A 24852-nucleotide genomic window follows, 5' to 3' on the forward strand; every position below is an offset into this window, starting at 1 on the left:
TGATCCGGAAGCCGTACCGGGCGGCGAACCGGCCCGCGAACGGGCTGATGACGACCATCGCGAGCGTGGCGGGCAGGGTCTGCACCCCGGCTCGCAGGATCGAGCTGCCCTGGACGTAGACGAAGAACTGGGAGAAGAAGAACGACGAGCCCATGAGCGCGAAACCGACCACGATCATCGCCGTGTTGGAGACCGTGAACAGCCGTTGCCGGAAGAGTCGCAATGGCAGCATCGGTGCCGAAACCCGCCCTTCGACGAGCACGAAGAAGACGAAGATCACGGCCGCGGCGGCGAAGCTGCTCAGGATCACAGGCGAGGTCCAGCCACGGGAGCCGCCCTCGATCAGCCCGTAGGTGAGCGCCCCCACGCCCAGGACGGACAGGACCGTTCCCGGGACGTCGATCGCCGGCGCGCTCGGGTTGCGGGACTCGTCCAGCACGCGCAGGCCGGCGACCAGCAGGACCGCGCCGACGGGCACGTTGACGAGGAAGATGGCGGGCCAGCCGAAGGCCTCCACCAGAACACCACCGGCGACTGGTCCGGCGGCCAGGCCGATTCCGCTGAATCCCGCCCACAGCCCGATCGCCCTGACCCGCTCCTGCGGAACCGGATACGCGGCGGCGAGCAGGGTCAGCGAGGCGGGGCTCAGCGCCGCGGCCCCGACGCCCTGCAGCACCCGCCCGACGATCAGCCAGCCGATCGAGGGCGCGGCGGCGCACAGGACGGACGCGGCGGTGAACACCACGACGCCGGCCAGGTACAACCTCTTGCGGCCGAAGCGGTCGGCGAAGACGCCGCCGGACAGCAACAGCATGGCGACCAGCAGCACATAGGCGTCGACGATCCATTGCAGCCCGGTCAGCTGGGTGTGCAGCCGCTCCTGCATGTCGGGCAGCGCCGCACCGACGATCGTGTTGTCGAGCAGCACCATGAACTGCCCCAGGCAGGTCACCGTGAGCAACGCCGCCCGGTTCGGCACGGCCACCGGCGGTGCAGACTTCATCCGTCCTCCTAAAGCAGTTCCCTACTGCGTTAGGACCTTAGACGCCGGGCCCCGTAAACGCAACTGCGAGCTGCGCTAAGGTGGGGGCATGGAGGAACGATGGCCGGTCCGGCGGCCCGGCGGGCGCAGCGCCCGGGTCCGGGCGGCGGTGCACCAGGCCGTCACGGACCTGGTCGGCGAGCGCGGCTACGGCGAATTCACGGTCGGTGACGTCGCGGCCCGCGCAGGCGTGGCCGACACCAGCGTCTACCGCCGGTGGGGCACCCTTGAGGCCCTGCTCACCGATGTGGCGCTCGCGCGCCTGAACGCGCAGTCGCCGATGCCCGACACCGGGAGCCTGGCCGGTGACCTGCACGCCTACGCGGCCCAGGTGGCGCGCGAGATCACGGGACCCGACGGCCTGGCGGTGCTGCGCCTGACCGTCGCCCTGTCGAACAGGGGCGAACGGGGTCTGCAGGCGCGTGACGACTTTCTCGCCGAACGCACCCGGTTCGTGCAGGCCATGCTCGACCGCGCCGGCGAGCGCGGCGAGCATCCACCCGATGTGCTGGACGTGCTCGACCACATCATGGCCCCGATGTACATCCGCGTCCTGTTCGGCGCGGGCCCGCTCACCCCGGACTACATCGCCGGCCTGGTCGACCGGTTGCTGGGGCAGGCCTGATCTCTGCCTTCCGGCGGAGACGCGGATCGGCCGGGCGGTGCATACCTTCGCAGTCCGTGGCGCCGGCGGGGCGGAGCAGTGCGTGGGGGATTGGCGAGGGGTGCTCAGGTGCAGGAGAAGCTCAGCGCCCCGGGCAGCCGGAGCCGTCCTGTGGTTGGGAACTGGGGGAGAGGCGAAAGGGACCGGCCCCAGCGGATGGCTGGGGCCGGCGAATGTTCACCTGCCGAACGTGCCCGGTCGTCAGACCGGGAGCGCGGGCAGGTACAGGGGCCGCTTGCGGGCTCGGGTCGCCTGCTCGAAGGAGTAGGCGAGACCCAGGAGCTCCTCGTCGCGGTTCCTGCGACCCATGAACGAGACGCCCAGCGGCAGCCGGGCGTCGGCGTAACCCGCCGGTACCGTGATGCTCGGATACCCGCCCACCGACGCCGGAGCGCCGGAGAACACCCAGGCGTGGCCGCGCTCGGTGATCTTCGGAGCCCGGCCGTTGGACGGAGCCATGATCGCGTGGAGGCCGTGGCGCCCGAAGAGGGCGTCAACGCCTCCGCGAGTCTCCTCGGTGATCCGTTGGCGTTCCTCCAGGTACTCCCGCGGTGAACGGGCCAGGTCCGAATCCTGCGCTCGTTCGAACCTGGTGACCCCGAGTTCGGACCTCCGCTCGGCCGGATGGCTGAACGCGATCAGCTCGTCGAGATTCCGAGGGTGCTCGCCCCCGACCGAGCTCAGGTAGGCGTTGATGCCCCTCTTGAACTCGTAGGGAAGCACCCCGGACGGGTCGGGTGCGGGCACGTCCACCTCGACGATGGTCACGCCCAGTTCCTCCAGCCTCGCCGCGGCTTCCGCGAGAACACGATCCACGTCGGGGTGGCTGCCGGCCGACCTCCTCCCGCGCCACACGCCGATCCTGGTCCCAGCCGGAAGGTCTGGTTCCAGACGGCAGGCGAAGCGGGGTGTCGCGATCACCGCGAAGACCGCGGCGGCGTCCGCCACGTTCCGGGTGATCGGCCCGGCGGTGTCCTGGTGCGGCGAGATCGGCACGATGCCGGCCCCGCTGACCCGTCCCAGGGACGGTCGGAAGCCGACCACGGCGCTCGTCGCGGAAGGCGCGATGATGGAGCCGAAGCTGTCGGTGCCGATGGCCAGCGGGGCCAGACTCGCCGCCGCCGCGACCGCGGAACCGCCCGAAGACCCGAAGGGTGTCCGGTCCAGGACGTGGGGATTCCGTGTCTGACCGCCGACCGGGCTCCAGCCGTTGTGCGGGGCAGAGGTGCGGTAGGCGGCCCACTCCGACAAGTTCGTCTTGCCCAGAATGATCGCGCCGCTTTTGCGCAGTCGCCCCACCAACTCCGCGTCGCGGTACGGGTAAGCGTGACGCAGAGCCTCGGAACCCGCCGTCGTGGCCAGACCGAGAGTGTCGATGTTGTCCTTCACCAGGACGGGAATCCCGGCGAGCGGTCCGAGCGGAAAGCCCGAGGACCGCAGACGATCGATCTCGCGTGCCCGTGCCAGCGCGTACGGATTCACGCTGATGACCGCGTGCAGTACGGGGTTCAGCCGCTCGATGCGCTTCAGGCATCGGGTGGTGAGCTCCTCCGCGGTCAGCAGACCGGCCGCCATCGCTCGAAGCAGATCGCGAATGGTCAACTCCTCAAAAAAGGCCGCTTCCATCGGCCCTCCTCCTGTCTGGTTTGCGTCCGCCGTACGGCGGGGCCGCTTTAGGCGACCACTGAGAACAGTCCAGAAAAGGAGCACCGCGTCAAAGAAGTCGCATCCGCTCTCTGAGCGCGCTGGTCGAAGAGGGGCTGTGGCCTGCGATTTCAGGTATCGGTCGGCCTTTATTGGCCCATGTGGATATGCCGACCGACGCTGGCGTAGTCCTTGCCGGCCAGGCGGGCCTTTTAAGCGGTTAGTACGCAAAGACCCCCAAGCCGGGCGGCGTCACGGCCGGGGGCCTCGGCGCCGCGCCGCAGTTCCGCATGCTGCCATGGCTGGAATTCACACCGAATAGGTGGGTGTCGGCGTGGTCAGAGCGCCCGCTCGAAATCGCCAAAGCCTTCAGAAAGCGGGATCCACAGCCTGGATCTCCCGTCGCCGACGCCCACGCCGGACCGGGCTGCAGGTCAGGTGGACCTTCGGGCTGCATCGCTCCGGCTCTGGACGTGCGCGGCGAGGGCGAGCATGGCGCGGGCGAGCTCGCCGGCGGCATCAGAGTCGAGTCGCTGGTGCACGCCCGCCAACTGGAGCAGTCCGGAGGCGGCGGTCACGGTGGCGCCTCCGGCACGTACGCCGGGGACCCCGTCGACGTCACCGACCGGGGGCAGGTGAAGCGCGGTCCGGAGCCGGTCGGTCTCGGCGGCGAAGCGGTCGGCGCGGTCGGCCGCCTGGTCGGCCCGGGTGGTGGCCTGGTCGGCGCGGCGCACTTCCCGGTCAGCGCGCTGCTCGGCGTTGTCCGCACGGGTTCGGAGCTCCTCGGCTCGCGTGGACGCCGCGGTGGCCTGGGACAGTGCGGCCTCGTGAGCGGCCTCCGCGTCGATGAGCCGGCGGCGGATGTCGGCCAGCGCGGACTTGGTCTGCTGCAGCGTCTCCGCGTCAGCGGTGGCGCGCTGCTCGGCCTGCTCGGCGCGGCGCTGCTGGGCATCGCGTTCGTCGGTGGCGGTCTGCAGCGCCGCACTGAGCCGGGAGATCTGCTGTTCGGCGGCCCGCAACTCCTCGGCGGCGCCTCTGAGGGCTTCTTCGGCGTCGGCCTGGGCGTGCCGGGCCTGTTCGCTGTCGCGGGTGGCGCCCGCGGCCTGCTCCTCGGCGCGGCCGCGGGCCAGGTCGTGCTCGGCGACCCGCTGGTCGGCCAGCCGCTGCGCTTCGGTGGCGCGCTCGTCGGCGTCGTCGGCGCGGGTCAGCGCGATATGCGCGCGCTGCTCGGCTGCGGCGACATCGCGGGCGGCCTGGGCCTCGACCTCGGCGATGCGTTGATCGGCGTGCTGGGTGGCCTGGCGGATGCGGCGGCCGGCATCGGCCTCCACGGCGGCGTTGCGATCGGTGAGCGCGTCGATCTGGTTCTCCAGTTCCTCGCGCTCGCCGAGTTCGTCCAGCAGCGCCTGGTGGCGGGCGGCGTGCTCGATCAGCAACCGGCCCACGTCGGCCAAGGCGGGCGCCGTCCGGGCCGCCACCTGGTCGTGCGAGCGCAGCACCGCGGCGGCGTCGCTGCGGCTCGCGCTACGGCGGGCGTTGTTGTGCCGGCTGCGGCACTTCTTGGGGGCGGGGCAGTACTCCAGTCGACGGCCGCCGCGGCGCAGCGGCGCCGGAAGCGGGTCGTCGCAGTGCAGGCACCTCCCGTAGGGGGCCACTGAATCGCCGCCGGCGTCCCCGTCGGCGCTCGGGTCCTCGGCGGTGCCGGCGCCCCCGACTTGCGCGGCCGCAGCGTGGCCCTCGACCTCGTCGATGTCGCGTGGCGCGGCGTCCGTCTCGGAGTCGCCGGTCGCGGGCCCGTCCTCATGCTCAGTGTCCTGGTCGATCACGACCCGACCCTAGCATTCATTCGCATCAGGCAATCGTTTCCGGAAACGTTTCGTATGATGCGATAAAGAGAGCACTTAACTGGCGTTAAGTGCTATCGGCTACCGAGATTCCATCTAGAGCCATCGTGGGGCGACGGGGCTTGAGTGACAACCACTCGGCCAGTGGCGTTAAGGGAGCGGGCGGGGCCGGAGTTACCGCCATCCATCGCGGCGATGCGGGCGGGCTCGTCAGCGACTGCGGTGTCGGCGGCCCGGTTTGGCGCGATGCGGTCAGTGCCGGTTCGGTAGCTCTGGGTTGGCTACTTGCAGGTCGGTCCTATTTTGCGATGTATGCCGATGGTGGACTTCCTGACCGACGAAGAGGCGACGGCGTACGGCCGGTACACGGGTGCGCCGTCGCGGGCGGATCTGGAGCGGGTGTTCTTCCTCGATGACGACGATCGGGCGCTCGTTGATCGGCACCGCGGTGAACATATGAGGCTCGGCTTCAGCCTCCAGCTCGTGACGGTGCGTTGGGTCGGGGCGTTCCTGGAGGATCCGCTGGATGTCCCCGGGGTGGTGTTGGACTTCGTCGCCGAGCAACTCGGGATCGCTGACGCCTCGCAGGTGAAGAAGTACACCGAGCGGACCAAGACTCGCTTCGACCACCAGTGGGAGATCCGCCGGAGCTACGGTCTGGCCGAGTCGTAGACCGATCCACCCAGCCCGAACAGCACGCCCCGGTCGGATAGGTCGGTGAGGATCTGGTTGGCCTCGGCCATGTTGCGGGCGAACCGGTCGAACTTGGTCACGGTGAACACGCTGGCCGGCCACACCGCCGCCAGGGCCTGGTCCAGGCCGCCGCGGTTGCGGCGGGTGGTCCCGGAGAAGCCCCGGTCGATGTAGATCCGATCGGCCGGGACACCGGGTGCGAGCAACTGCTCGGTCTGGACGACGACGTCCTGCTCGTCGGTGGAGCAGCGGGCGTACCCGACCCCGACGGCACCGTGGGCCGTGCCGGAAGCTGCGGCGTTCGCGGCGTTCACGCGCTCAAGTGTTCCGGATAGCCCCCCGTCACCGGGACAGTTCGCGGAACACCCTTACGGAACACCCCGACCTGGGGCTCCGTCTGGGTCGGCAGGTGTTCCGGTAGAGGATCCCCTAACGGAACACCCGATCGACGCCCGCTACTGCAGTCGCGCCTGCAAGGCAGCCGCCCGCCGGCGACGCTGGCCCTACTGCTGCGAGATGGGGCGGGGTGTGTCGATCTGCTTACGGCAAGAGCTTGGTGAGAAGGGCGCGAAGTTCTTGCGCGCGGTCCGGGCCGAGGACGTCGTCGATGTCGCGCTCCATGCTCTCCAGGGCTTCACGCACTACAGGCATGCGGGCGCGGCCGAGGTCGGTGAGCTGTAGGGCATAGCGGCGTCGGTCGTGCGGGTCCTGGCCGCGGGACACGATGCCGGCCTGGACCAGTTCCTCGATGAGCGATGCGATGGCGGGCTCGGTCACGTGCAGGTATCGGGCCAGTTGCTCTTGCGGGCAGGGGGCGAGCCGGTCCAGCGCGGGCAGCAAGGCGAAGTGGCGGGTGCGCAGGCCGTGCGCCGCGAGCCGATGATCCCCAAGACGGCGCAGGCGGTAGTGGGCTTGAGCTATCAGGTGCTCGATGCTGCGGATGGCGGATGGCCCGTCGTCAGCGACGAGCATGGTCAACAGCGCGGTGAGGCGCCGCCGTTCGAGGTCGGTGAGCGCGGCGGTGACCCGGGCATCGCTGTCGGCGACGGCTTGGCGCATGCCGTCCAGGGCGGTACGGCCCGCCTCGGTCAGCGACAGCATGTAGGTGCGGCGGTTGGCCGGGTTGCGAGTGCGGACGATATGGCCCGCCTCTTGGAGCCGATCGAGCAGCCTGACCATGATCGTACGGTTGATGCCGAGTCGGTGGGCGAGGTCCTGCTGGGAGGGAGCGTCCGCGTCGGCGAGGATGTCGAGCACCACGAACTCGCGCGACTGGGGCCCGTCCTTCACGGCGTGAGCGGTGACGGTCGTGAACACGCGGCGCATCAGGTGACCGGTGGTCGCATGCAGCGGTCCGGATTCGTCGTCGACGACGTTTCCTGCCTGGTCGGGCACGAGCCTCACCTCCGGGCGTGATGTTAGCAGGCTGATGCTTCTGTCAATGATGGTTGCATCAGTATTAGTTGGGAAGTTGACAGTTGGAGGAGTGCAGATCTAGATTCCAGGTGCCAAACCAGCGAAGGGTCTAACGATCATGCACACTGTCGCCGTCCTCGACTCCCACCTCGCCTACACAGAGACCGGGCAGGGCGAGTCGCCCGTGGTGTTCCTGCACGGCAGCCCCACCTCGTCCTACATCTGGCGCAACGTCATCCCGCACGTCGCCGATCGCGCCAAGGTCCTGGCCCCTGATCTGATCGGGATGGGCGCCTCCGGAAAGCCCGACATCGGTTACCGCTTCGCCGACCACGCTCGCTACCTGGACGCGTGGTTCGAAGCCATGGAGCTGAAGGAGGCCGTCCTGGTCGGCCACGATTGGGGCGGCGCACTGGCCATGGACCGTGCCGCACGCCACCCCGACCAGGTGCGCGGCGTCGCCGTCCTGGAGACGTTCCTGCGGCCGCAGATGTGGGCGGAGCTGCCGCAGGACGTGATCGACCATTCCAAGGCGCTGCGCACCCCCGGGCTCGGCGAGCGGCTACTGCTGGAGGAGAATGCCGCCATCGAGTTCGCCCTGCCCCACCCGTTCGCCATCAAGACAGGCCTCAGCCCAGAGGACCACGACGTCTACCGCGCGCCCTACACCGACCCTGCGTCGCGCCTTCCGCTGCTCCAGTGGCCTCGCGAGATTCCCTACGACCGCGAACCGGCCGATGTGGCCGAGCGCATGGACACCTACGGCGAATGGCTCGCCGGCAGCCCCGAGGTGCCCAAACTTCTCCTCACGGTCGAGGAGGGTGTCGGTATCGCCTCCCCCGAGATCGTGGACTGGGCTCGCCGGAACATCGCCGCCCTCGAAATCGAAGGGATCGGACCCGCCGGCCACCAGGCTCCCGAGGACCAGCCCCACGCCATCGGCCAGGCCATCGCCGGCTGGCTGAACCGCCATCACCTCATCTGAGCTGGCCCGGCGCAGCTGCAACGCCACCAGCGCGACCAGCAGCTCGCCAACATCCGCCGTATCTACGGCCCGGAGAAGGAAGCGCTGGGAGTCCTGGCCATCGAGATCGAACTGGTCACAGACCACCCCTCCTGAGCGCACCACCCGGATCGAAACGACCATCCGCGCTATGCCGACGCCACCAGGCCCGCTAACGCGACTTTTCGTTCCGATGCTGGTCGACCCCCGTTTCGGGCGGTGCGGATCGCGGGGTCGGTGACTTCGCCAGGCGCATGGTGTCCGGTTCCTACAAGACCGCCGTCCATTGCGTGGATACGTTGACCTGCATGAACCTATCTCCAGACCAGATCTTTCGACCTGGTGAGCAGGCGTATGACCAGGAGCGGGTGGGGCTCAACCGGGCTGTGGAATCGCGTCCGGCGTGCGTGGTCGGCGTGGCCGGTGAGCAGGACGTGGTCGCCGCCGTGCGGATGGCGGTGGCGCAGGGCCGGGCTGTCGGCGTGATGGCCACCGGCCACAGCCCGTCGGTGGCGGCGGACGGCGCCGTGCTGATCAACACCGGGCGGCTGAACGGTGTCGAGGTGAACCCGCAGGCCAGGTCCGCATGGGTGGAGGCAGGGACGCGTTGGCGGCAGGTCGTGGAGCGGGCCGCCCCGCACGGCCTGGCTCCGCTCAACGGCTCCAGCCCCAACGTGGGCGCGGTCGGGTACACGACCGGCGGTGGCGCGGGCCTGCTCGGCCGCCGCTTCGGCTTCGCCGCCGATCACGTACGGCGGCTGCGCGTGGTCACCGCCGACGGCCGTCTGCGCGAGGCCGGCCCTGGCAGCGACCCCGATCTGTTCTGGGCGGTGCGCGGCGGCAAGGACAACTTCGGCGTCGTCGTCGGCATGGAGATCGAGCTGTTCCCGGTGTCGCGGCTGTACGGCGGCGGCCTCTACTTCCCCGCCGACGCCACCGGCGACGTCCTGCACGCCTACGCCGAATGGACCCGTTCGCTGCCGGAGCACATGGCCTCCTCGGTGCTGCTGGCCCAGAACCCGGACCTGCCCGGCGTGCCGGCGCCGTTGCGCGGCAGGTTCGTCACGCATGTACGGATCGCCTTCAGCGACACCGAAAGCGGAGAGGAACTGGTGCGTCCGCTGCGGGAGATCGGCTCCACCTTGATGGACACGCTGCGGGACATCCCCTACGCCGAGGTCGGCACCATCCACCACGAGCCCACCGATGCCCCCTACGCGGCCTATGACCGCAACGTGCTCCTGCACGAGATCGGCAAGGACGCGGTCGACACGCTCCTGGCCCACGCAGGACCAGACGCGCAGCCGCCGTTCATCACCGAGCTGCGGCACTTCGGCGGCGCCTACGCCCGCCCGCCCGAGCTCCCCAACTGCGTCGGCGGCAGGGACGCGGCGTTCTCCCTGTTCACCGGCGCGACGCCCGCCCCCGGGAGCCGGGAGGCGCGCGACCGGTTCCTAGCGGGCATGCGTCCCTGGAGCACCGGTGGCACCAACATCAACTTCGCCGGTGTGGAGGACACCGACCCGGCCATCGTCCGCACCGCCTACCGGCCCGGCGATTACACCCGCCTGACCGAGCTCAAAGCCGTCTACGACCCCGGCAACGTCTTCCGGATCAACTTCAACATCCCCCCGAAGGGGGCGCCGGCATGACGGCGCGGCCGGATCCGCGCGCCCCCGGCCGTTCAGGTCAGGGCCTCGCTCCGACGCGGTGCGGGGCCATGCCAGGCCGAAGGACGACCCGCCCGCCCATGGTGGCACTACACCCCAGAACGCAAACGGCTGCTTACCGCAACCAGACCCACCACCAACGAAGGCGCTTAGAACAAGGAACATACAAGACCAGCCCCTGCCGGGCATGGCGCTGTCCGGACACGAGAACATCCGCAGCCTGGCCATCTACACCAACGTCACTGCCGAGGCCGTCGGCGCGGCCCTCGCCCAGCAAGACCCGGGCCGCCGACACCGCAGTCGCTGACGAGCCCGCCCGCATCGCCGCGGCGGATGGCGGTAACTCCGGCCCCGCTCGCTCCCTAACGCCACTGGCCGAGAGGTTGTCGCTCAAGCCCCGAGACGGCCCTCCGCTCCCAAACGTGTCCCCAGCCGCCAGGTAGCTGGTTGAGAGGTCACGGTTGCGGTTAGTGATCAGTTGCAAGTCGGCTTTACCGCGCGGTAGCGCATCGATGGGCGTTCGAGGGTTTCCCGACTTTTGGGGGCCGATCGAGCGAATGGGTACATGGCGCTTCGGGAGTGGGGGCCGGAGGAGCTGATCGCGGCTTGGACGCTGCTGGACGGCGACTGGGAGCTGGTGGGGAACAAAGACGGCGGCCCCGGCGATGTACGCCGCGCACTGGGCACCGCTCGGCGGGTCCTGCGTCCCCGGGGTTCGCGGCCGGGCTGGTAGGCGGTGCGGGCGGCCTCACGCTGCTCAAGCGGCTGCGCTCGGGTTCCAAGAAGCACGGTACGGATCACACGGTCGCCCTCGCGGAAGGCAGCGTAGGTGGCGGAGACGATGAACACCCCCGTGCCGACCGGTCGGTGTCTGTACCGCGCCGAGCAGCTCCGCCGCCTCGACCCCGGCGGTCGGCGCGCTGGACGACCCGGACGTGTCCGGGCTTGACGAGGACGACGACGCGTGCGGTCGGGACTGATCGTGACAGGGTCAGGCCGCAAGGGCGGGCTTGAGGACGTCCTGGCACCACTGCCGGAACCCGGTCTCGGCGGCGAAACCCCCCTCGCGCGGTTCGGCGTCGTAGATACCGTCGTTCTGCGCATGGACCATGTCTGCCATGTCCTTGGCCAGCGCAGGGCTCGCGCCGCGCTCCACCATCATGGACTGGAAGTCGGCGAGGGCGACCTGGCGGTAGTCCACCGTGCTCCCCAGGGTCTTGGAGACGATCTCGGCCATGGCCGCCGGGGTCAGAGCGTCGGGGCTGACTACGGGGACGCGGGCCCGGCCGCTCCAGGAGGCGTCGAGGAGAAGGACGGCGGCCGCCTTCGCGACGTCCTGGGTGGCGACGGTCAGCAGGGGCCGGTCCGCGTCGTTCGCCATGGCGATCGTTCCCTGCTTGATCGCGGGGGCCTGGCGCAGCAGGTTCTCCATGAAGAACGGCAGGGCCAGGGCCCGGTAGGCGACGCCGCCGGACTCGATCATGGCGTCCATCTCCAACGCGGCCGTCAGCAACCCGGCCTCACCTGCGTATCCCTTTCCCAGGGACGTGACGCCGACCATCAGCACCTCCCGCCTCGCGGCCTCGTGGGCGGCGTGCCGAGTGAACTCGAGGTAGTAGTGCCTGGCGTCGCCGGCATCGTGGAAGTCGGCCGGGGGCACGAGCCAGAACATCCGGTCGGCGCCGTCGAGCGCCTTGGCGATGGTGTCGGCGTCGCCGTGGGAGCCCTGCACGACCTCGGCTCCGGCGCGCACGTGCTCCGGCAGCCGCGCGGGATCGCGGACGATGACACGGACCGCCTCCCCAGCGGCCAGGAGCCGGTCGATCAGCTGTCGGCCGATGTCTCCGGTCGGTGTGGTGACGACGATCACGACATGCCTCCATACAGGGTGAATCGGGCGAAACGAGTGAGACGCCGTGTGTCGAGTCAACCGAACGCGATGCGTGAGGCGAAGGATCAATCTCTGCCAGATTGATACCCTGGAGGTATGAGTGATGTGGAGGTGCGGCAGCTGCGTTACTTCGTGGCGGTCGCGGAGGAACTGCACTTCGGGCGCGCCGCCGACCGGCTGGGCATGGCGCAGCCCCCGCTCTCGCGCGCGATCCGCGACCTGGAGCGGCAACTCGCGGTGCGACTGTTCGAACGGACCACTCGGCAGGTGAACCTGACCGCAGCTGGAGAAATTCTCCTGCGCGATGCCCGGACCGCCCTGGAAGCGGTCACAGCCGCCACCCGCCGGGTCCGGGAGGCAGGGCGCACCTCGCCGCGACTGCGGATCGCCTTGAAGGCCGACATCGACGGCGGCCTGCTGCCGCAGATCCTGGACGCCTACAACGCCGGCGGCGCCTCCTTGACGCCGGAACTGATCCTCGGCGGGTTCGGTGAGCAGCCGCAGGCTCTGCGCGACGGCCGCGCCGATGTGGGACTCGTCCTGCATCCCTTCGACGACCGCGGCCTGGACAGTGAACCGCTCCTGTCCGAACCGGTCCTGGTCGCCCTCGCGGCCGCCGACCCGCTGGCCGCTCGGACCGCCCTCCGCCTGGACGACCTGGCGGGCCGCGAAACTCTGGGAGGGACACCGGCCAACCGCGCGCGGCCCGTCGAACACCGCTCTCGACACGACACGCTGCGGCCGGCCTCGAACCTGTCGGAGATCTTCAGTCTCGTCGAGACCGGCAGCATCGTCTTCTTCGCCCCCGCCTCGGTGGCCCAGCGTTACCCACGCCCCGAAATCGCCTACCGCCCGGTCACCGACATTCCCGACTCCACCCTGGCCGTCGCCTGGCCGCAGGACGCCCGCTCCCCAGCCGTAGCTGCCTTCGTGCGCGCAGCCTGCGCGGTCGCAGCTGCCCAGGACGCCCAGGCAGAGCCGCCCGCGCCGACCGCAACACGCGACCGGCGCCGCGCGTGATGCTGATCTGCCAGGCTCATTCCCCGTCGTCCTGTCGTCAAAGGGTCTAATTCTCCAACGGAACAGAACGCATGCCATCGACCCCACGCGGGCCTCGTTCAGCACCCACGCTTCTCCCAGCCGGCCTAGTGTGCTATCCCCGTCCGATGTAGGTGCTGCCCCGAAGCGGGCGGCCCCAACGGAACCTGCCAAGCGCCCGCATCGCAGCGGGCCTTTACCAGGTGCCCCGAGAGACGTTCACGCACGGGCGTGGTCGACCCGCCCGGCCCAGTCGATCCGGTGGTCGAAAATCCAATCGAGGGATCCGATCCCGCCCTTGGCTGCCCTCCGCAGAAAGTACGGGGTGAGGAGCCGCGAGTCGGGCGAGGCCGTTCGTCGCCGCCCCACGATGCCCGGGTGCCGGGCCTTCGGTGCGTCCGGGTCGATGATCTGCCGGGTCCGCGAATGGATGCCGTCGGCGCCGATCATGACCTCCGCGTCGAGCCGGTGTCTTGGCCAGGTGATGAAGACGAGGGTGACCGTGCCGACTGGGAGTGATGGACCCGTTCGGCGCGGTTCGGTGGCGACGGGTCAGGCCTTCCGCGCTGACGAGGGGCCGGTGTGGCCGCCGTAGGTGGCGATCTTGTATTCGGTCGCCGCCAGCGACAGGGTCAGCTCCTTGAGCTGCCGGCGGATCGTGTCGCGGTGTTCGAGCAGTAGGTCAAGGCGCTCGGGGACGGTGCCCTCGCCCTCGTCGGCCAGCCGCATGTAGTGCTGAAGGTCGCGCATGGCCATCCCGGACAGGCGCATGCGGGTCAGGAACACCAGTCTGCGTACCGCCTGCGCGTCGTAGCTGCGGTGGCCGCTGGCGTCGCGGGCCACCTCGACCAGCCCGATCCGCTCGTAGTAGCGCAGCGTGTGCGGCGACATGTCGAGCAGGTCGGCGACCTCGGTGATGGTCATGGGGTCGGTGGCGGCGCTGACGTCGACGAGGCGGTGGATCACCTCGACCGACATCGGGCCGTCGACCTCGTCGAGGGCGGCCAGTGCCCTCGACATCAGATCGTCGGTGGCCATGGCGACATTCTAGATCGGCCGGGCGGACGCGGGGGCGCCGGGGAAGTCGGCGGTACGCGCGGTAGGGGCCCAGCGTTCGAGCTCCTCCAGGTTCTGCCGGTAGGACCTTGCGATGCGCTCGACCGCCTCACGCCCGAGCGGAAGGCGCAGCGGCAGCTCGTCACCGGCGACCAGGTCCACGATGATCTCCGCGGCCCGTACCGGATCGCCCTCCTGAATCCCGTCGGCGCTGGCCATGTCGTTGCGGACGGCCCCCAGCAGCCCGGTGTAGACGGCGCTGGCGTCGGCGACCCCGAGCACGTCGGGCGCGTTGAACGAGGTGCGGAACCGGCTCGGCTCGACGATCATCACCCGGACCCCGAACGGCGCGACCTCGCCGGCCAGCGCCTCCGACCAGCCCTCCAGCGCGAACTTGCCGGCCGAGTACGCGCCGACACCGGGGAAGGAGATGCGCCCGCCCTGGCTGCTCATCTGCACGATCGTGCCCGACCGCTGCTCGCGGAAGTACGGCAGGACGGCCCGCACGAGCGCCGCCGGCCCCAGCAGGTGCAGTTCCAAAGACGCGCGAAGCTCCTCCTCGCCGACCTCCTCGGCCGCGCCGACGACCCCGCGGCCGGCGTTGTTCACCAGCACGTCCACCCGACCGAACCGGTCGACCGCCGACCCTACGACGTCCCCGGCCCGCCCGGTGTCACGCACGTCGAACTCGGCGACCAGCACCTGGTCGCGGTGGGCGTCGGCGAAGTCGGCCACCGACCCGGGCCGCCGCACGGCCAGCACCACGTTGTCGCCCCGCCCGACCGCGCACTCGGCGATGGCACGGCCGAAGCCCGCCGACGCGCCGGTGATGATCCATGTCCGCTGAGTCCCTGGTTGAGATGTCATGCCGGCGACGCTAGGAGTTCGAGCGCGCTCGAACGCAAGCGCGGCCTCGGTTCGCTGAGGATTCTTCAGTCCGCCGCGAACCCTGGGATCTCCAGCCCCCCGCCCGGGTCCGTGCTGCCAGCCCAAACGGGGGAGACCTGGCGGCTGGAGACATGTTCGGGAGCGGAGAGTCGTTAAGGTCCGGCTGGCCCCTGGATTGTGGAGGTGCTTAGGACGAGTCGTTCAGCACCTGCAGTGGCCGAGCTGTCGGGATCACCGGTGGCGGGACCATCTCACTGTCGCTTGCGCCAGGTCGTCGATGTTGGGGTTCCCGCCTATCGCGGGCGTATCGAAAACCTCATACGCCACCGCAACAGTGTCCCGTCTTCAGTGGAGGCATGAACCACCGCATCACTGTCAGCGCCAACCCCTCGTGCGCGCAGGATTGGGCTCGTCAGTCTGGCGATCCTCGGTGCAGCGATCGCCGGCCTGATGTCCGCCCTCCGCTCAGCCCGGCTCTGGCCGACCGAGGCCGTGCGTACGGCCCGACCCTTCGGCGGTGAGGTGTGGCCAATCCACCCTTGGCGATCAAAGCGCGCGTCCTGGCGACCGTCACTCGACTCGTCGCGATGCCGCTGGTGCCGATCGCCTTCTGCCGCGCACCGGGCCGCGCCCGCTTCCTGGCCTGCCAGTGGGCGTTGGGCCTGCGCTTTCCTGCCGAGGATCTCCGCGGGCTCATGCCGGACGCGCTGGCGGCGTTCACGCACGCGCGGGCCGAGGCGTTCTGGCGCGACGGGCAGCTGATCGGCCTCACCTCGGGATATCGGGACGCGGCGGAACAGCACCGGATCTTCACCGAGCAGGTGCGGCGCACCGGCTCGGTGTCGGCGGCGCGGCGCCGGGTGCTGCCAGCGGAGGAGTCCGGCCACGTGCGGGGGCTCGCGCTCGACGTGCTGCCGGCCGAGGGCGCGCGGTGGCTCGACCAGCACGGCGGGCGGTACGGGCTCTACCGCGTCTACGACAACGAGTGGTGGCATTTTGAACACACGGTCGAGCCGGTCCGGCTGCCGCATCCGGATGCCGCGGCTCGGCTGTCTGAGCACGGCGCCGCATACGGGCTGGGTCAGATCTATGGCAATGAGTCTTGGCATGACGAACTGCGTCCCGATGCTGTCGACGACGGTTGCCGGCCGATGTATGCGGATCCGGCTGAGGACCCGAGGATGCGGCTGTGAATCGGGTGCAGGTCGCGCCCCCGCGCCGATCGGGTTTCCGGCCGCCGACCTTGCAGACGCTGTCCGAGGCGGTGGCCGCGAACGTGGCCGAGATCAAGGTGCGGACTCGGAGCACGATCATGGCCGTGGTCAAAGCCGACGGTTACGGCCACGGCGCCGTCACGGTGGCCAAGGCCGCCGTCGCCGCCGGGGCCGGGTGGCTCGGGACGACCAGTGTCGCTGAGGCTTCGGCGTTGCGTGCCGCGGGGCTGGCGGTGCCGATCCTGACCTGGCTGCACCCCTGCGGGATCGACGCCGAGGCTGCGGCGGCCACCAGGGTCGATGTCGCGGTCGGGTCGGTGGACGAGCTCGGCGTGCTTCTCGCGCAGGCCGCGTCGACGGCTGCGTCGGCGGTGCGGGTCCACCTACATGTGGACACCGGGATGTCCCGTGGCGGCTGCCCCCGTGGGCAGTGGGGCGAACTGACCGCTCTGGCTCGGCGGGGTCAGCAGGCTCGGAGGATCCGCGTGGTGGGTGTCATGGGCCATCTTCCGCTGGCCGACCGGGCGGACCCCGCGGCGAACGCGCCGGCGGTCGCCGGCATGCGCGAGGCGTGGCAATCGGTCCGAGCGGCGGAGCTCGGTTCGCCGCTCGCCCATCTCGCGGCCACGTCGGGGACGCTGACCGACCGGGCGACCCATTTCGGCATGGTCCGCGTCGGGGCGGGACTGGTCGGTATCGATCCCTCCGAGACCCTGGAGCTGCACGGCGCGTCCCGGCTGACCGCACCGATCGTGCACACGGCGGCGGTGCCGGCCGGTACGCCGGTTGGTTACGCCGGCGCGTATGTCACCGATCGTGCCACCCATCTGAGCGTCCTGCCCGTCGGGTACGCCGACGGGATCCCGCGAGAGTGCTCGCGCCAGGCCGGCGTTGAGATCCGCGGGCGCCGTTTCCCGGTCGTCGGCCGGGTCTCGATGGACCAGATCGTGATCGACACCGGTGCCGAGTCCTTTCCGGCGGGCACGTCCGCGACCGTTTTCGGCCCGGGCGGGGGCGCGACCCCGACCATTCATGACTGGGCTCGTTGGGCCGGGACCATTCCGCACACCATTGTCACCGGCCTCGGGCCGCGTGTGAAAAGGAGCGTCGCATGACACGGCGAATCGTGGTGATCGGAGGCGGGGAGAACGCCGAGCACGATGTCTCCCTGGCCACTGCCACGGCGGTCGCAGGGGCGTTGCGTTCCAGCGGATTCGACGTTGACGAGCTGACCATCGACCGCGCCGGGACATGGAGGCGGGGGGCGGACGCGCTCGGGTCGCGGGCCGCCGATTCCCTGGCGGCGGCACTGAGCGTCATCGAACGCGTCGACGTCGTCTTTCCCGCGGTCCACGGTCCGTCCGGCGAGGACGGGACCCTCGCGGCACTGTGCGCACTCACCCACACGCCGATGGTCGGCTCTGGCCTGCGCGCCGGCGCGCTCGGCATGGACAAGTGGGCGACCAAGCTCGTGGCTGAGGCCGTCGGGATCGACACCGCTCCCGGGCGGCTGGCGGCGGCGGACGAGATCTCCGAGATCGGGTTCGACACGGATGTGGTGGTGAAGCCGGCTTCGGCCGGGTCGAGTTTCGGTGTCGCCCTGGCGCGCGACGCCACCCAGCTACGGGACGCGCTGCGCTGTGCGGCGCGATACGACGACCGGATCCTGATCGAGGACGTCGTCGCGGGCAGGGAGATCGATGTGGCCGTCCTGCGTGAGGCCGATGGCCGCCGCTGGGCGTCACCGCCGCTGGAGATCCACGCCGGCGGCCTGTTCGACACCCGGTCCAAGTACGACGGTTCAGCCCGGTTCAGCGTGCCCGCCGACATCGACGGCGCAGACCGGACAGCCCTGACCGGTGCGGCACTGCGGATGTTCGACGCGCTCGGCTGCGCGGGTGTCGCCCGCGTCGACTTCTTCCTCACCGAGCACGGACCCGTCCTCAACGAGGTCAACACCATGCCCGGAATGACCGCCGCCTCGCAGGTACCCAGAATGTTCGCCGCAGCCGGACTGCCCTACGAGCAACTGGTCGCTCGCCTGGTCGACGCCGCCACGGTGCCCGAACCCGCGAGCCCGGGCGCTGAGTGTGTGAAGCCTTGACCCGGCCGGCCCGAGAAGGCTGGGACGACGTTGAGAAGCAGAGGAGACCGCGGCCACCGTGCCGGGGGGCCACCGGCGGAGTCTCTCTCGTGGAGCCGGCGACCGAGTTTCCAATCGACGATCTAGTGGGCCCCGAACGGCCCGTCGACTCCTCCAGCAACAACGATTCTGTGGGCGTGACGGCGAACTCGTCGTGGATGCCCGGCAGCGCGATGTTCACCGACGAGTCACCTCAGCACCTGTAGTAGCCGGGGGTGTCGCGATCACCAGCGGAGGGATCCACTCACTGCCGGCTTGCGCCGATTCCTTGATGCTGGGGCTTGGGTGTATCGCGGGCGTATCGATAATCACATACGCCACCGCAACACTTTTTCTTCTTCAGTGGAGGCATGGACCACACCGGTCCGTGCCGAGGGCATGGCGCCCCGGCTTCGGAAGGTGATCACGAAAGGGAGAAGGCCGTGGCTGATGACGGAGAATGGGGCCGGCGTTCGCTGCTGCGGGCCGCCGCCGTGGTGGCCGGTTCCGCCGCGTCTGCACCGCTGCTGGGCGAGGCGGCGACGGCGCAAGCCGGCAGTAGCGACGCGGATGCGTTGTTCAAGGCCGGGAAGTTCGAGCAGGCCGGCCGCGCGTACGAGGAGATCCTGAAAAAGGACCCCGCGAACCTGCACGCGGCCCGCCAGCGCGGCTACGTCGGGCTACTGAGCAACAAGTTCCCCGACGCTGAGAAATACCTGACGATGGCCCTCAAACTGGCGCCCGACGACAAGCAGACGAACCGGTTCCTGGCCGACTGCTACACCCGGCAAGACAAACTCTCCCTCGCCGCACCACGCTGGCAAGCGGCCGGCCAGGAAACCCGGGCCAAATGGTTCGCGGCAGTCCTCGGCGAGTCGTATCAGATCCACGGCGACATCGCGCGGGTGCCATTCCAGCAGATGGACCCGTCACCGCTGGTAGAGGCCTCGGTCAACGGCGGACCACCGAAGCGCTTCTCGTTCTACACCGGCGCCCCGTGGCTGGACATATCCCCAGAGGCAGCCGAGGAAGCCGGACTGAGCGCCGTGGCCCAGCAAAAGATCGATTACTTGGACGGCACCGCATGGATGTACTTCGGGGTGCTGGACTCCTTCAAGCTGGGCGGCATCGAACTGCGCAACATCCCCGTGGGCTGGACGGAGACGGACCAAGCTTCGCCCGTGGGGCCCAGCGACGGTCTCATCGGCACGTGGGTCTTCTACCACTTGCTGACCACCTTCGACTACGCGGGCCGGTCGCTGATCCTGCGCCGCCGGACCCCCGAGGTGGCCAGGAAGGTACGCGCCGACGCCATCCGGGCGGGCGCGAAGCCGCTGCCGCTGTGGCTGGCCCGTGAGCAGTATGTGCACAGCACGGGCAGCTTCGCCGGCTCCGGCCCACGTGTGGTGGGCGTGAACATCGGCGGAATCAGCGAGTGCGCCGCGGTCGTGAAGGGAGAGGTGGCCAAGCAGTTGCGGATCCGTACCGACTACGACCGCCCGCTCGAGACTTTTGGCCACAGCCACCCAACGGTCGTCTACCCCTGCTACCCCACGGAGATCCGCCTCGGCAACGCCGACGCCAGGGAGGTCTACTGCAACTCGGCCCCACAAATGCCGGCTGACGAATACGGGTTCGACTCGCTGGGCGGCTTCTTCCACTCCTTCTACAAGCCCTACAACATCACCCTCGACTTCACCGACATGAACGTCTACATCGCGCGCGGCAAGGCCAGCTGATCACCGCGACCGCACGGGCGTCCTGGGAGCTACCTGGGGCTGCCGGCCGCGCAGTACGTCCTGCGGCTGGACCGGGTGTCCTCTGTCGACGACGTACTGCTCAACCCCCCGGCACCGCTCTGGCCGCGCTGGCGTCGCGCCGCTGGTGGTCCGCTACGGCCAGAGTTCGTCAGATCGACCTCGATCAGCCCCGGTACCAGGCTCCGCCATCCTGCTCACGGAACCGGAGCCGTGCGACGAAACTCTGGGCGGGCGGACCCAGGCAGTACCAAGTGCGGCCAGGTCCCCCGCGCCGCGACCGGACGGCGCCTCATGGGGATCGATCTCCTTGCGTGGGCGCCCGTGTCGATACACGGGCGTCAGGGGTGACCGTCCGCCACCATGTCAGGTAGGTGAGCGGCGGCTGGCCGATCAGATGGGAGCCGACCAGGGCTGCTCCTAGGGCGAAAGCAAGCCGGGGAGGCAAGACGTTGGCGCCGTCGGAACCGGCGACGGTAAGTCCTGGTCGGCGTCGTCGGCGGCTTGGGCCAGGTGTTCGGCGTGGCAGTCGGTTTCCAAATATGTGAGCGGCGGGCTTGGCCCGAGCCAGCGAACACCGAGTAGAAAGGCGCGGGCGGGATCCTAGGGACCCGCCCGCGCCTTCGCGTCGGGACTGGCCGCGCGAGTGCGGCTAGTCGATTGATGTCGTCTCGGCTCGGTCCTGCTCGATCCGGGCGTTGGGACGAACGATGGGTAGTGCGCAGTCGTAGGCCGGCTGTATTGCCGCCCGGCGAGTGGCATCTGCGGCCGGCTTGATGAGGTTGCGAGGCAGCGCGCCCTCGGCGTACCCGATGACCGCGGGCAGGCCGCTGAATCCGGAGTTGAGGTCGGCGGTCAGCGCATCGCTGGTGCGCTGGGCGAGATCCCGGCCTTCTCTTTCCGGGGTGGCTCGGATCTTCCACTCGACCAGGACGAAGTACTTGCCCTCGCCGATGTCGAAAACCCGCCGGTGGGAGTGGAGCCTGGTGAGCCGCTTCATCGCGATCTCCTGGACATGGCCCCGGGCCAGGGGATCCAACCTGTACGCCTGCTCCGGATCGATGTCGACCATCATGACCGTCCACCGGCCGGACCGGGCGGAGGCGAGGATCCGGAAAAGATCGTCCTTGTCTCGCCTGCAGCGGCGCTCGACCCAGCCGGCGATCTCTTCGCGGAACAGCAGTAGCGCGAACAGCACCCCGCCCGGTCCCAAGATCACCAGCAAGATGAGAAGTTCCGTCATGACAGTCCTCCGGTTCTTCTTTGTGTGGCCGTCCGACTCGACGGTTTCCACGGAGGACCGTTCGCATGGCATCTGCGGGAGCAACCCAAAGGCCCCGATGGCCTCGACGCAACGACTGGCACTGTGGCGGCCGAGCCGATCGGAGGACCCATGCCGCGGCGGCGATACCTATCGACGATGCCGCGCAAGCCCAGCCAGCGGCGCAGGGTGTGGGATTCTCGCCACACCACACCAACACCCCGAGGAGGAGCCCGCCGATGCCCGATGCCGGACTGATCGCTGCGGGCCGGTCGGTACCCGCGGTCGCTGTGCCGCCGCTGCTTCACGACGCGCTCAACGCGCTGGACGCCGACCTGGGGGAGCGGTGCGTGGGGTGGGCCGATTCCCCGCAACCGGGCGGCCGCATCCGAAAGCAACGGGTCTACCAGCGGCGGCTGCACATGCTGGCGGAGGTGTTGGACCCGGCCACTCTGCCGGTGGTGGTCGGGTGGCTGTCGTCAGCCAGGCGGACCTCGGTGGCCACCCGGCGCGGCTACTGTGACGACCTGCTGACGGTCTGGGCGCCGTTGGCCCGCGAGCTCGGCCACGACCGCTTCTTCGTCGGGTGCCTGAGCACCGCTCACCTGCAGATGTGGCGGGCCCGGGTCACCAGCCGCGCCGTGCACCCGCTCACGCCGCGCAGCATCGCCCGCTACGTCAAGACGCTCTCCAGTCTGCACGCCTACGCCGCCGGGGTGCTGGACCCGCCACCCCCCAACCCGGTCAGCGAGGACGTCCGCCCGGTCATCGACGAGGAGGACCCCTCCACCGCGACCCCGATCCTGGAGGAGGACGAGGTCGCCGCGGTGTTCGCCGCCGCCCGGTCCACCGCATGGGCCGCCGCGCCTCCTGAAGCCTCGCCTGATGCGCCCGAGCCGCACTCCGGCTCGGACCGCGCGCAGTTGCGCGACCTGGCGCTGGTCACACTGTTGTACGTGGTGGCCGGCCGGGTCAGCGAGATCTGCGCGGCCGATGTGGAGGACCTGCAGACTTCCGGTGATCGCACCTTCCTGCGGGTGCGGCGGAAGGGGCACCAGGTCCGGGACCTGGAGATCCCGCCGGCGCTGGCCGGGCTGCTGCGCGCCTACCTGGGCGGCCGCACGATGGGCCCGCTGCTGCTCGACGCCGCCGGGCGGCGCCTGGACCGGCACGACGCCGTCCGCATCAGCACCCGGCTGGGTCGCGCCGCCGGCGTGCTTGGCGCCGACGACCTCACCCCGCACGTGTGGCGCGCCTCCCGGATCACTCACCTGCTCGACGCGCTGGAGCAGGCTGGCGGCGAAGAACGCGTCATGGCCGGCCTGCACCACGTCATGATCTACGCCAACCACAAGGACCCTAAGACCACCCTGCGCTACTGGATCCGCCGCTCGAAAGCCAAAAAGAACGCCGAACTCGCCAGCACCGGCGACCGACTCCTGGCCGACCTGTTGCCCCACTGGCTCCACCCCGACCTCCCGGAGCAGACCATCCACTGATCAGCCGACCACGAAGCCATCGCACTGCTCTTCGGCCCGCGCTGGCCGCCAGGAGGTGGTCCATCCACGCCACTATCCCTCCGGCGCGCGGGGCCGACTCCACGATGGCTTAGGTCTCAGGGCGTTGACCGAATCATCCCCGCGTGCACGGGGCCGACCTATCGTCGGACCAACGCTGTTCCGTGTCCGACGAGCCATCCCCGCGTGCGCGGGCCGCGTTCGGGAGCAGTCCGCCCAAATGAGCAGGGCCCGGCTGACGCCGGGCCCTTGGTTGGAGCACTCGTTGAGTGTGAGCTGAGCCGGCACTGTGTGCCGACTGTGTTGTTCAGGGCCGCGGTGCTGTTCCGCGTGCGAGCAGCCCTGCGGCAGCCGGCGCCATGAAGGCGACGGTGGCCACCACTGAGGCCAGGGAAGCGAGGCCGCCGATGATCAGGGTCGAACGCGGCCCGAAGATCTCGGCCAGCCAGCCGATCAGGGGATAGCCGACCAGGGCGCTCCCGGTGATCACCAGCAGGTACAGACCCATCACCCTGCCGCGCATCTCCTCCGGAGCGCTCAGCTGCGTGAGCGAGTAGGCCGTTGTGGTGAACGTCATCAACGCCATGCCCGTCGGCAGCTGCATGGCCGCGAACGCCCAATAGTCCGGCATCAGTCCGGTCGCGGTTACCAGCACCCCGAAGACTGCCGCTGCGGCCAGCATGCCCCGCATACTCGGCTGCCTCCGGCGGGCGGAGAGCAGCGAGCCGACCAGCCCGCCGACGGCCATCATCGCCGAGACGAGGCCGAATGACGAGGCTCCGGTGTGGAAGACCTCTCGGCTCATCAGGGCATCGGTCACCGCGAAGTTCATGCCGAACGCGGAGACGAACAGCATGATGGTCATCAGCATGACCAGGTCGCGGCGCTCCCGGACGTAGCGCAGGCCCTCGCGCAACTGGCCCTTTGCCCGTGGCACCGGATCCTTGACGTACAGCTCGTCCTCACGCATGAGGTAGAGCCCGATTTCCATGGCGCCGAACGACGCGGCGTTGATGAGGAAAACCGGACCGGTGCCGACGGCGGCGATCAGTACGCCGGCGACGGCCGGGCCGAGAATCATCGTTGTGTTGAACAGCGCGTTGTTCAGGCCGATGGCATTGGACACGTCACGGGGTCCCACCACCTCGAAGGTGAACGCCATCCGGGCCGGGCTGTCCACCGTTACGGCCAGGCCGAGGCCGAACGCCAGAGCGTACACATTCCACACGCTGACGGAGCCGGCAACAGTGAGCAGGCCGAGCACCAGCGCGAGCGTGCCCATCACCGCCTGGCTGACCATGAGGACGCGCCGCTTGGGGTACCTGTCGGCCAGGACACTGCCGTACAAGCTGAACAGCAGCGCCGGCAGTATCTGCAGGCCGGCCGTGATGCCGACTGCGGTGCCACTGCCGTGCGTCAGGTCCAGCACCAGCCAGTCCTGGGCAGTCATCTGCATCCAAGCGCCGATACTGGAGATGCCCTGACCTGGCATGAGCAGCCGGTAGTTGCGGTGGTTGCGCAGCGAGCGGAACAGGTTGAGGTCCTGCTGAGCCGCTTGAGGATCGCTGCCTGGCGGGCCCCCTCCTGTGGAGTCGGCTCCACCCGTGCCCGAAACGTCGGACATTGTCGTTCCTTTCGTTTGTGTGGTCTCGCCGTGGCGCCTTTGAACGCCACGGCAAGGACCGTCCGGCCAGCGGACGGCAAAGCAAGATGAACCGCCTCGGGGCGGTGGAGCCTCAAAATGCGGCGGTGACCTGCTGGTTTTGGTGTTGCTGGTAGTAGTTGGTCTTGTGTTCGCGGGGTGGGATGTGGCCGATCTCTCCGTGCAGGCGGGTGGTGCTGTACCGCTCCACCCACGCGGTGGTGGCCAGCTCGGCATCGGTGAGTTGCCGCTAGGGGCGGCGGGGCAGCCAGTGCGATGGCGTCTCCACAGGGCCATGTCGACGGCGCCCAAGACCGGAAGGGTCGGCTTCGTGATCGAGTACCACCGCAAGCAGGTCCGGGACGTCTACGGGTTCCGGACGATCACGGTCGGCAACGAGGACAAGGCACCTGACACCGCGTTCCGCTGACGGCCGCCACCGGGTGCCAACGCTTGACCGCAGCGGACAGCCCCAGCCCATGCGCGGATC

Annotated in this window: 23 protein-coding genes; 12 read left to right on the plus strand and 11 right to left on the minus strand. The window is 69.6% G+C overall.

The genetic code is table 11. The features are described 5' to 3' along the window. The coding region (locus AB0H37_RS23755; RefSeq protein WP_360615193.1) for a DHA2 family efflux MFS transporter permease subunit at positions 1-1003 on the minus strand (1003 nt) is incomplete at its 3' end. Positions 1004-1091: 88 nt separating this feature from the next. Between AB0H37_RS23755 and AB0H37_RS23760 the strand changes: the two genes are divergently transcribed. Continuing rightward, positions 1092-1667, plus strand: coding sequence for a TetR/AcrR family transcriptional regulator (locus AB0H37_RS23760; protein WP_179834957.1), 576 nt, complete (start codon positions 1092-1094; stop codon positions 1665-1667). A gap of 240 nt (positions 1668-1907) precedes the next feature. Here the strand turns inward: AB0H37_RS23760 and AB0H37_RS23765 are convergent, their stop codons facing one another. Both AB0H37_RS23765 and AB0H37_RS23770 read right to left on the minus strand, forming a co-directional pair. After that, entirely contained in the window at positions 1908-3281 is a 1374-nt protein-coding gene (locus AB0H37_RS23765; protein WP_360615196.1) for an amidase family protein, read from the minus strand. A gap of 503 nt (positions 3282-3784) precedes the next feature. Next, on the minus strand, positions 3785-5176 hold the full coding sequence (locus AB0H37_RS23770; protein WP_360615197.1) for a hypothetical protein: 1392 nt from the start codon (positions 5174-5176) through the stop codon (positions 3785-3787). Between the two features lie 330 nt (positions 5177-5506). Between AB0H37_RS23770 and AB0H37_RS23775 the strand changes: the two genes are divergently transcribed. Next, positions 5507-5866 (plus strand): DUF4158 domain-containing protein, encoded by a 360-nt coding sequence (locus AB0H37_RS23775; protein ID WP_360615198.1) that lies wholly within the window; start codon positions 5507-5509, stop codon positions 5864-5866. Here AB0H37_RS23775 and AB0H37_RS23780 read toward each other — a convergent pair. Both AB0H37_RS23780 and AB0H37_RS23785 read right to left on the minus strand, forming a co-directional pair. After that, a complete protein-coding gene (locus tag AB0H37_RS23780) occupies positions 5845-6201 on the minus strand; it encodes a recombinase family protein (RefSeq protein ID WP_360615200.1) in 357 nt (118 codons plus the stop codon). The genes AB0H37_RS23775 and AB0H37_RS23780 overlap by 22 nt on opposite strands. A gap of 226 nt (positions 6202-6427) precedes the next feature. Then, positions 6428-7282 carry a MarR family transcriptional regulator gene (locus tag AB0H37_RS23785; RefSeq protein ID WP_360615201.1) on the minus strand — a complete coding sequence of 285 codons (855 nt, stop codon included), beginning with the start codon at positions 7280-7282 and terminating at the stop codon, positions 6428-6430. A gap of 139 nt (positions 7283-7421) precedes the next feature. Here AB0H37_RS23785 and AB0H37_RS23790 point away from each other — a divergent pair, with 139 nt between their 5' ends. The 3 genes from AB0H37_RS23790 to AB0H37_RS23800 all read left to right on the plus strand — a co-directional run bounded on the left by AB0H37_RS23790 (position 7422) and on the right by AB0H37_RS23800 (position 10709). Further along, positions 7422-8288 carry a haloalkane dehalogenase gene (locus AB0H37_RS23790; protein ID WP_329090686.1) on the plus strand — a complete coding sequence of 289 codons (867 nt, stop codon included), beginning with the start codon at positions 7422-7424 and terminating at the stop codon, positions 8286-8288. 326 nt (positions 8289-8614) lie between these two features. After that, positions 8615-9958: an FAD-binding oxidoreductase gene (locus tag AB0H37_RS23795; protein ID WP_360615203.1), complete on the plus strand. Its 1344-nt coding sequence runs from the start codon at positions 8615-8617 to the stop codon at positions 9956-9958. 583 nt (positions 9959-10541) lie between these two features. After that, entirely contained in the window at positions 10542-10709 is a 168-nt protein-coding gene (locus AB0H37_RS23800) for a hypothetical protein (RefSeq protein WP_360615205.1), read from the plus strand. Between the two features lie 258 nt (positions 10710-10967). On the opposite strand, the gene AB0H37_RS23805 is transcribed toward AB0H37_RS23800, so the two are convergent. Next, a complete protein-coding gene (locus tag AB0H37_RS23805; protein WP_360615207.1) occupies positions 10968-11846 on the minus strand; it encodes an NmrA family NAD(P)-binding protein in 879 nt (292 codons plus the stop codon). A 126-nt stretch (positions 11847-11972) separates the two neighbouring features. Between AB0H37_RS23805 and AB0H37_RS23810 the strand changes: the two genes are divergently transcribed. Continuing rightward, the gene (locus tag AB0H37_RS23810; RefSeq protein ID WP_360615209.1) at positions 11973-12887 is read left to right on the plus strand and encodes a LysR substrate-binding domain-containing protein; all 915 of its coding nucleotides are present in this window, start codon (positions 11973-11975) and stop codon (positions 12885-12887) included. A 237-nt stretch (positions 12888-13124) separates the two neighbouring features. On the opposite strand, the gene AB0H37_RS23815 is transcribed toward AB0H37_RS23810, so the two are convergent. From AB0H37_RS23815 to AB0H37_RS23825, 3 genes are all read right to left on the minus strand, one after another. Then, the gene (locus AB0H37_RS23815; RefSeq protein WP_360615211.1) at positions 13125-13355 is read right to left on the minus strand and encodes a hypothetical protein; all 231 of its coding nucleotides are present in this window, start codon (positions 13353-13355) and stop codon (positions 13125-13127) included. Between the two features lie 102 nt (positions 13356-13457). Then, positions 13458-13943, minus strand: coding sequence for a MerR family transcriptional regulator (locus AB0H37_RS23820; protein WP_360615213.1), 486 nt, complete (start codon positions 13941-13943; stop codon positions 13458-13460). 9 nt (positions 13944-13952) lie between these two features. After that, complete coding sequence (locus AB0H37_RS23825; RefSeq protein WP_360615215.1) at positions 13953-14828, minus strand: SDR family NAD(P)-dependent oxidoreductase; 876 nt, start codon at positions 14826-14828, stop codon at positions 13953-13955. 560 nt (positions 14829-15388) lie between these two features. Here AB0H37_RS23825 and AB0H37_RS23830 point away from each other — a divergent pair. The 4 genes from AB0H37_RS23830 to AB0H37_RS23845 all read left to right on the plus strand — a co-directional run bounded on the left by AB0H37_RS23830 (position 15389) and on the right by AB0H37_RS23845 (position 19924). Next, positions 15389-16042, plus strand: a complete 654-nt coding sequence (locus AB0H37_RS23830; protein WP_360615217.1) for a M15 family metallopeptidase — start codon at positions 15389-15391, stop codon at positions 16040-16042. Then, positions 16039-17178, plus strand: a complete 1140-nt coding sequence (gene alr / locus AB0H37_RS23835) for an alanine racemase (protein WP_360615219.1) — start codon at positions 16039-16041, stop codon at positions 17176-17178. Before AB0H37_RS23830 ends, alr begins: the two co-directional genes overlap by 4 nt. After that, positions 17175-18167 (plus strand): D-alanine--D-alanine ligase, encoded by a 993-nt coding sequence (locus AB0H37_RS23840; RefSeq protein ID WP_360615221.1) that lies wholly within the window; start codon positions 17175-17177, stop codon positions 18165-18167. The genes alr and AB0H37_RS23840 overlap by 4 nt, the downstream gene beginning before the upstream one ends. Positions 18168-18628: 461 nt before the next feature. Continuing rightward, complete coding sequence (locus AB0H37_RS23845; protein ID WP_360615222.1) at positions 18629-19924, plus strand: tetratricopeptide repeat protein; 1296 nt, start codon at positions 18629-18631, stop codon at positions 19922-19924. Positions 19925-20594: 670 nt separating this feature from the next. On the opposite strand, the gene AB0H37_RS23850 is transcribed toward AB0H37_RS23845, so the two are convergent. Continuing rightward, a complete protein-coding gene (locus AB0H37_RS23850) occupies positions 20595-21185 on the minus strand; it encodes a hypothetical protein (RefSeq protein WP_360615224.1) in 591 nt (196 codons plus the stop codon). Positions 21186-21442: 257 nt separating this feature from the next. Here AB0H37_RS23850 and AB0H37_RS23855 point away from each other — a divergent pair, with 257 nt between their 5' ends. Further along, positions 21443-22702 (plus strand): site-specific integrase, encoded by a 1260-nt coding sequence (locus AB0H37_RS23855; protein ID WP_360615226.1) that lies wholly within the window; start codon positions 21443-21445, stop codon positions 22700-22702. A 325-nt stretch (positions 22703-23027) separates the two neighbouring features. On the opposite strand, the gene AB0H37_RS23860 is transcribed toward AB0H37_RS23855, so the two are convergent. Beyond that, a complete protein-coding gene (locus tag AB0H37_RS23860; protein ID WP_329090657.1) occupies positions 23028-24344 on the minus strand; it encodes an MFS transporter in 1317 nt (438 codons plus the stop codon). A gap of 313 nt (positions 24345-24657) precedes the next feature. Here AB0H37_RS23860 and AB0H37_RS23865 point away from each other — a divergent pair, with 313 nt between their 5' ends. Then, a complete protein-coding gene (locus AB0H37_RS23865) occupies positions 24658-24792 on the plus strand; it encodes a hypothetical protein (protein ID WP_329090654.1) in 135 nt (44 codons plus the stop codon). Positions 24793-24852 lie beyond the last annotated feature (60 nt).

The organism is Actinomadura sp. NPDC023710, from assembly GCF_040639875.1.
GTDB classification, from domain to species: Bacteria; Actinomycetota; Actinomycetes; order Streptosporangiales; family Streptosporangiaceae; genus Spirillospora; species Spirillospora citrea.

What these genes read in the sequence shown, in the direction of transcription:
- AB0H37_RS23760 (WP_179834957.1), top strand. Translation starts at nt 1,092, where the DNA reads ATGGAGGAACGATGGCCGGTCCGGCGGCCCGGCGGGCGCAGCGCCCGG.
- AB0H37_RS23855 (WP_360615226.1), top strand. Translation starts at nt 21,443, where the DNA reads ATGCCCGATGCCGGACTGATCGCTGCGGGCCGGTCGGTACCCGCGGTC.
- AB0H37_RS23850 (WP_360615224.1), bottom strand. Translation starts at nt 21,185, where the DNA reads ATGACGGAACTTCTCATCTTGCTGGTGATCTTGGGACCGGGCGGGGTG.
- AB0H37_RS23820 (WP_360615213.1), bottom strand. Translation starts at nt 13,943, where the DNA reads ATGGCCACCGACGATCTGATGTCGAGGGCACTGGCCGCCCTCGACGAG.
- AB0H37_RS23865 (WP_329090654.1), top strand. Translation starts at nt 24,658, where the DNA reads ATGTCGACGGCGCCCAAGACCGGAAGGGTCGGCTTCGTGATCGAGTAC.
- AB0H37_RS23825 (WP_360615215.1), bottom strand. Translation starts at nt 14,828, where the DNA reads ATGACATCTCAACCAGGGACTCAGCGGACATGGATCATCACCGGCGCG.
- AB0H37_RS23800 (WP_360615205.1), top strand. Translation starts at nt 10,542, where the DNA reads ATGGCGCTTCGGGAGTGGGGGCCGGAGGAGCTGATCGCGGCTTGGACG.
- AB0H37_RS23860 (WP_329090657.1), bottom strand. Translation starts at nt 24,344, where the DNA reads ATGTCCGACGTTTCGGGCACGGGTGGAGCCGACTCCACAGGAGGGGGC.
- AB0H37_RS23790 (WP_329090686.1), top strand. Translation starts at nt 7,422, where the DNA reads ATGCACACTGTCGCCGTCCTCGACTCCCACCTCGCCTACACAGAGACC.
- AB0H37_RS23815 (WP_360615211.1), bottom strand. Translation starts at nt 13,355, where the DNA reads ATGATCGGCGCCGACGGCATCCATTCGCGGACCCGGCAGATCATCGAC.
- AB0H37_RS23795 (WP_360615203.1), top strand. Translation starts at nt 8,615, where the DNA reads ATGAACCTATCTCCAGACCAGATCTTTCGACCTGGTGAGCAGGCGTAT.
- AB0H37_RS23840 (WP_360615221.1), top strand. Translation starts at nt 17,175, where the DNA reads ATGACACGGCGAATCGTGGTGATCGGAGGCGGGGAGAACGCCGAGCAC.
- AB0H37_RS23765 (WP_360615196.1), bottom strand. Translation starts at nt 3,281, where the DNA reads ATGGCGGCCGGTCTGCTGACCGCGGAGGAGCTCACCACCCGATGCCTG.
- AB0H37_RS23775 (WP_360615198.1), top strand. Translation starts at nt 5,507, where the DNA reads ATGCCGATGGTGGACTTCCTGACCGACGAAGAGGCGACGGCGTACGGC.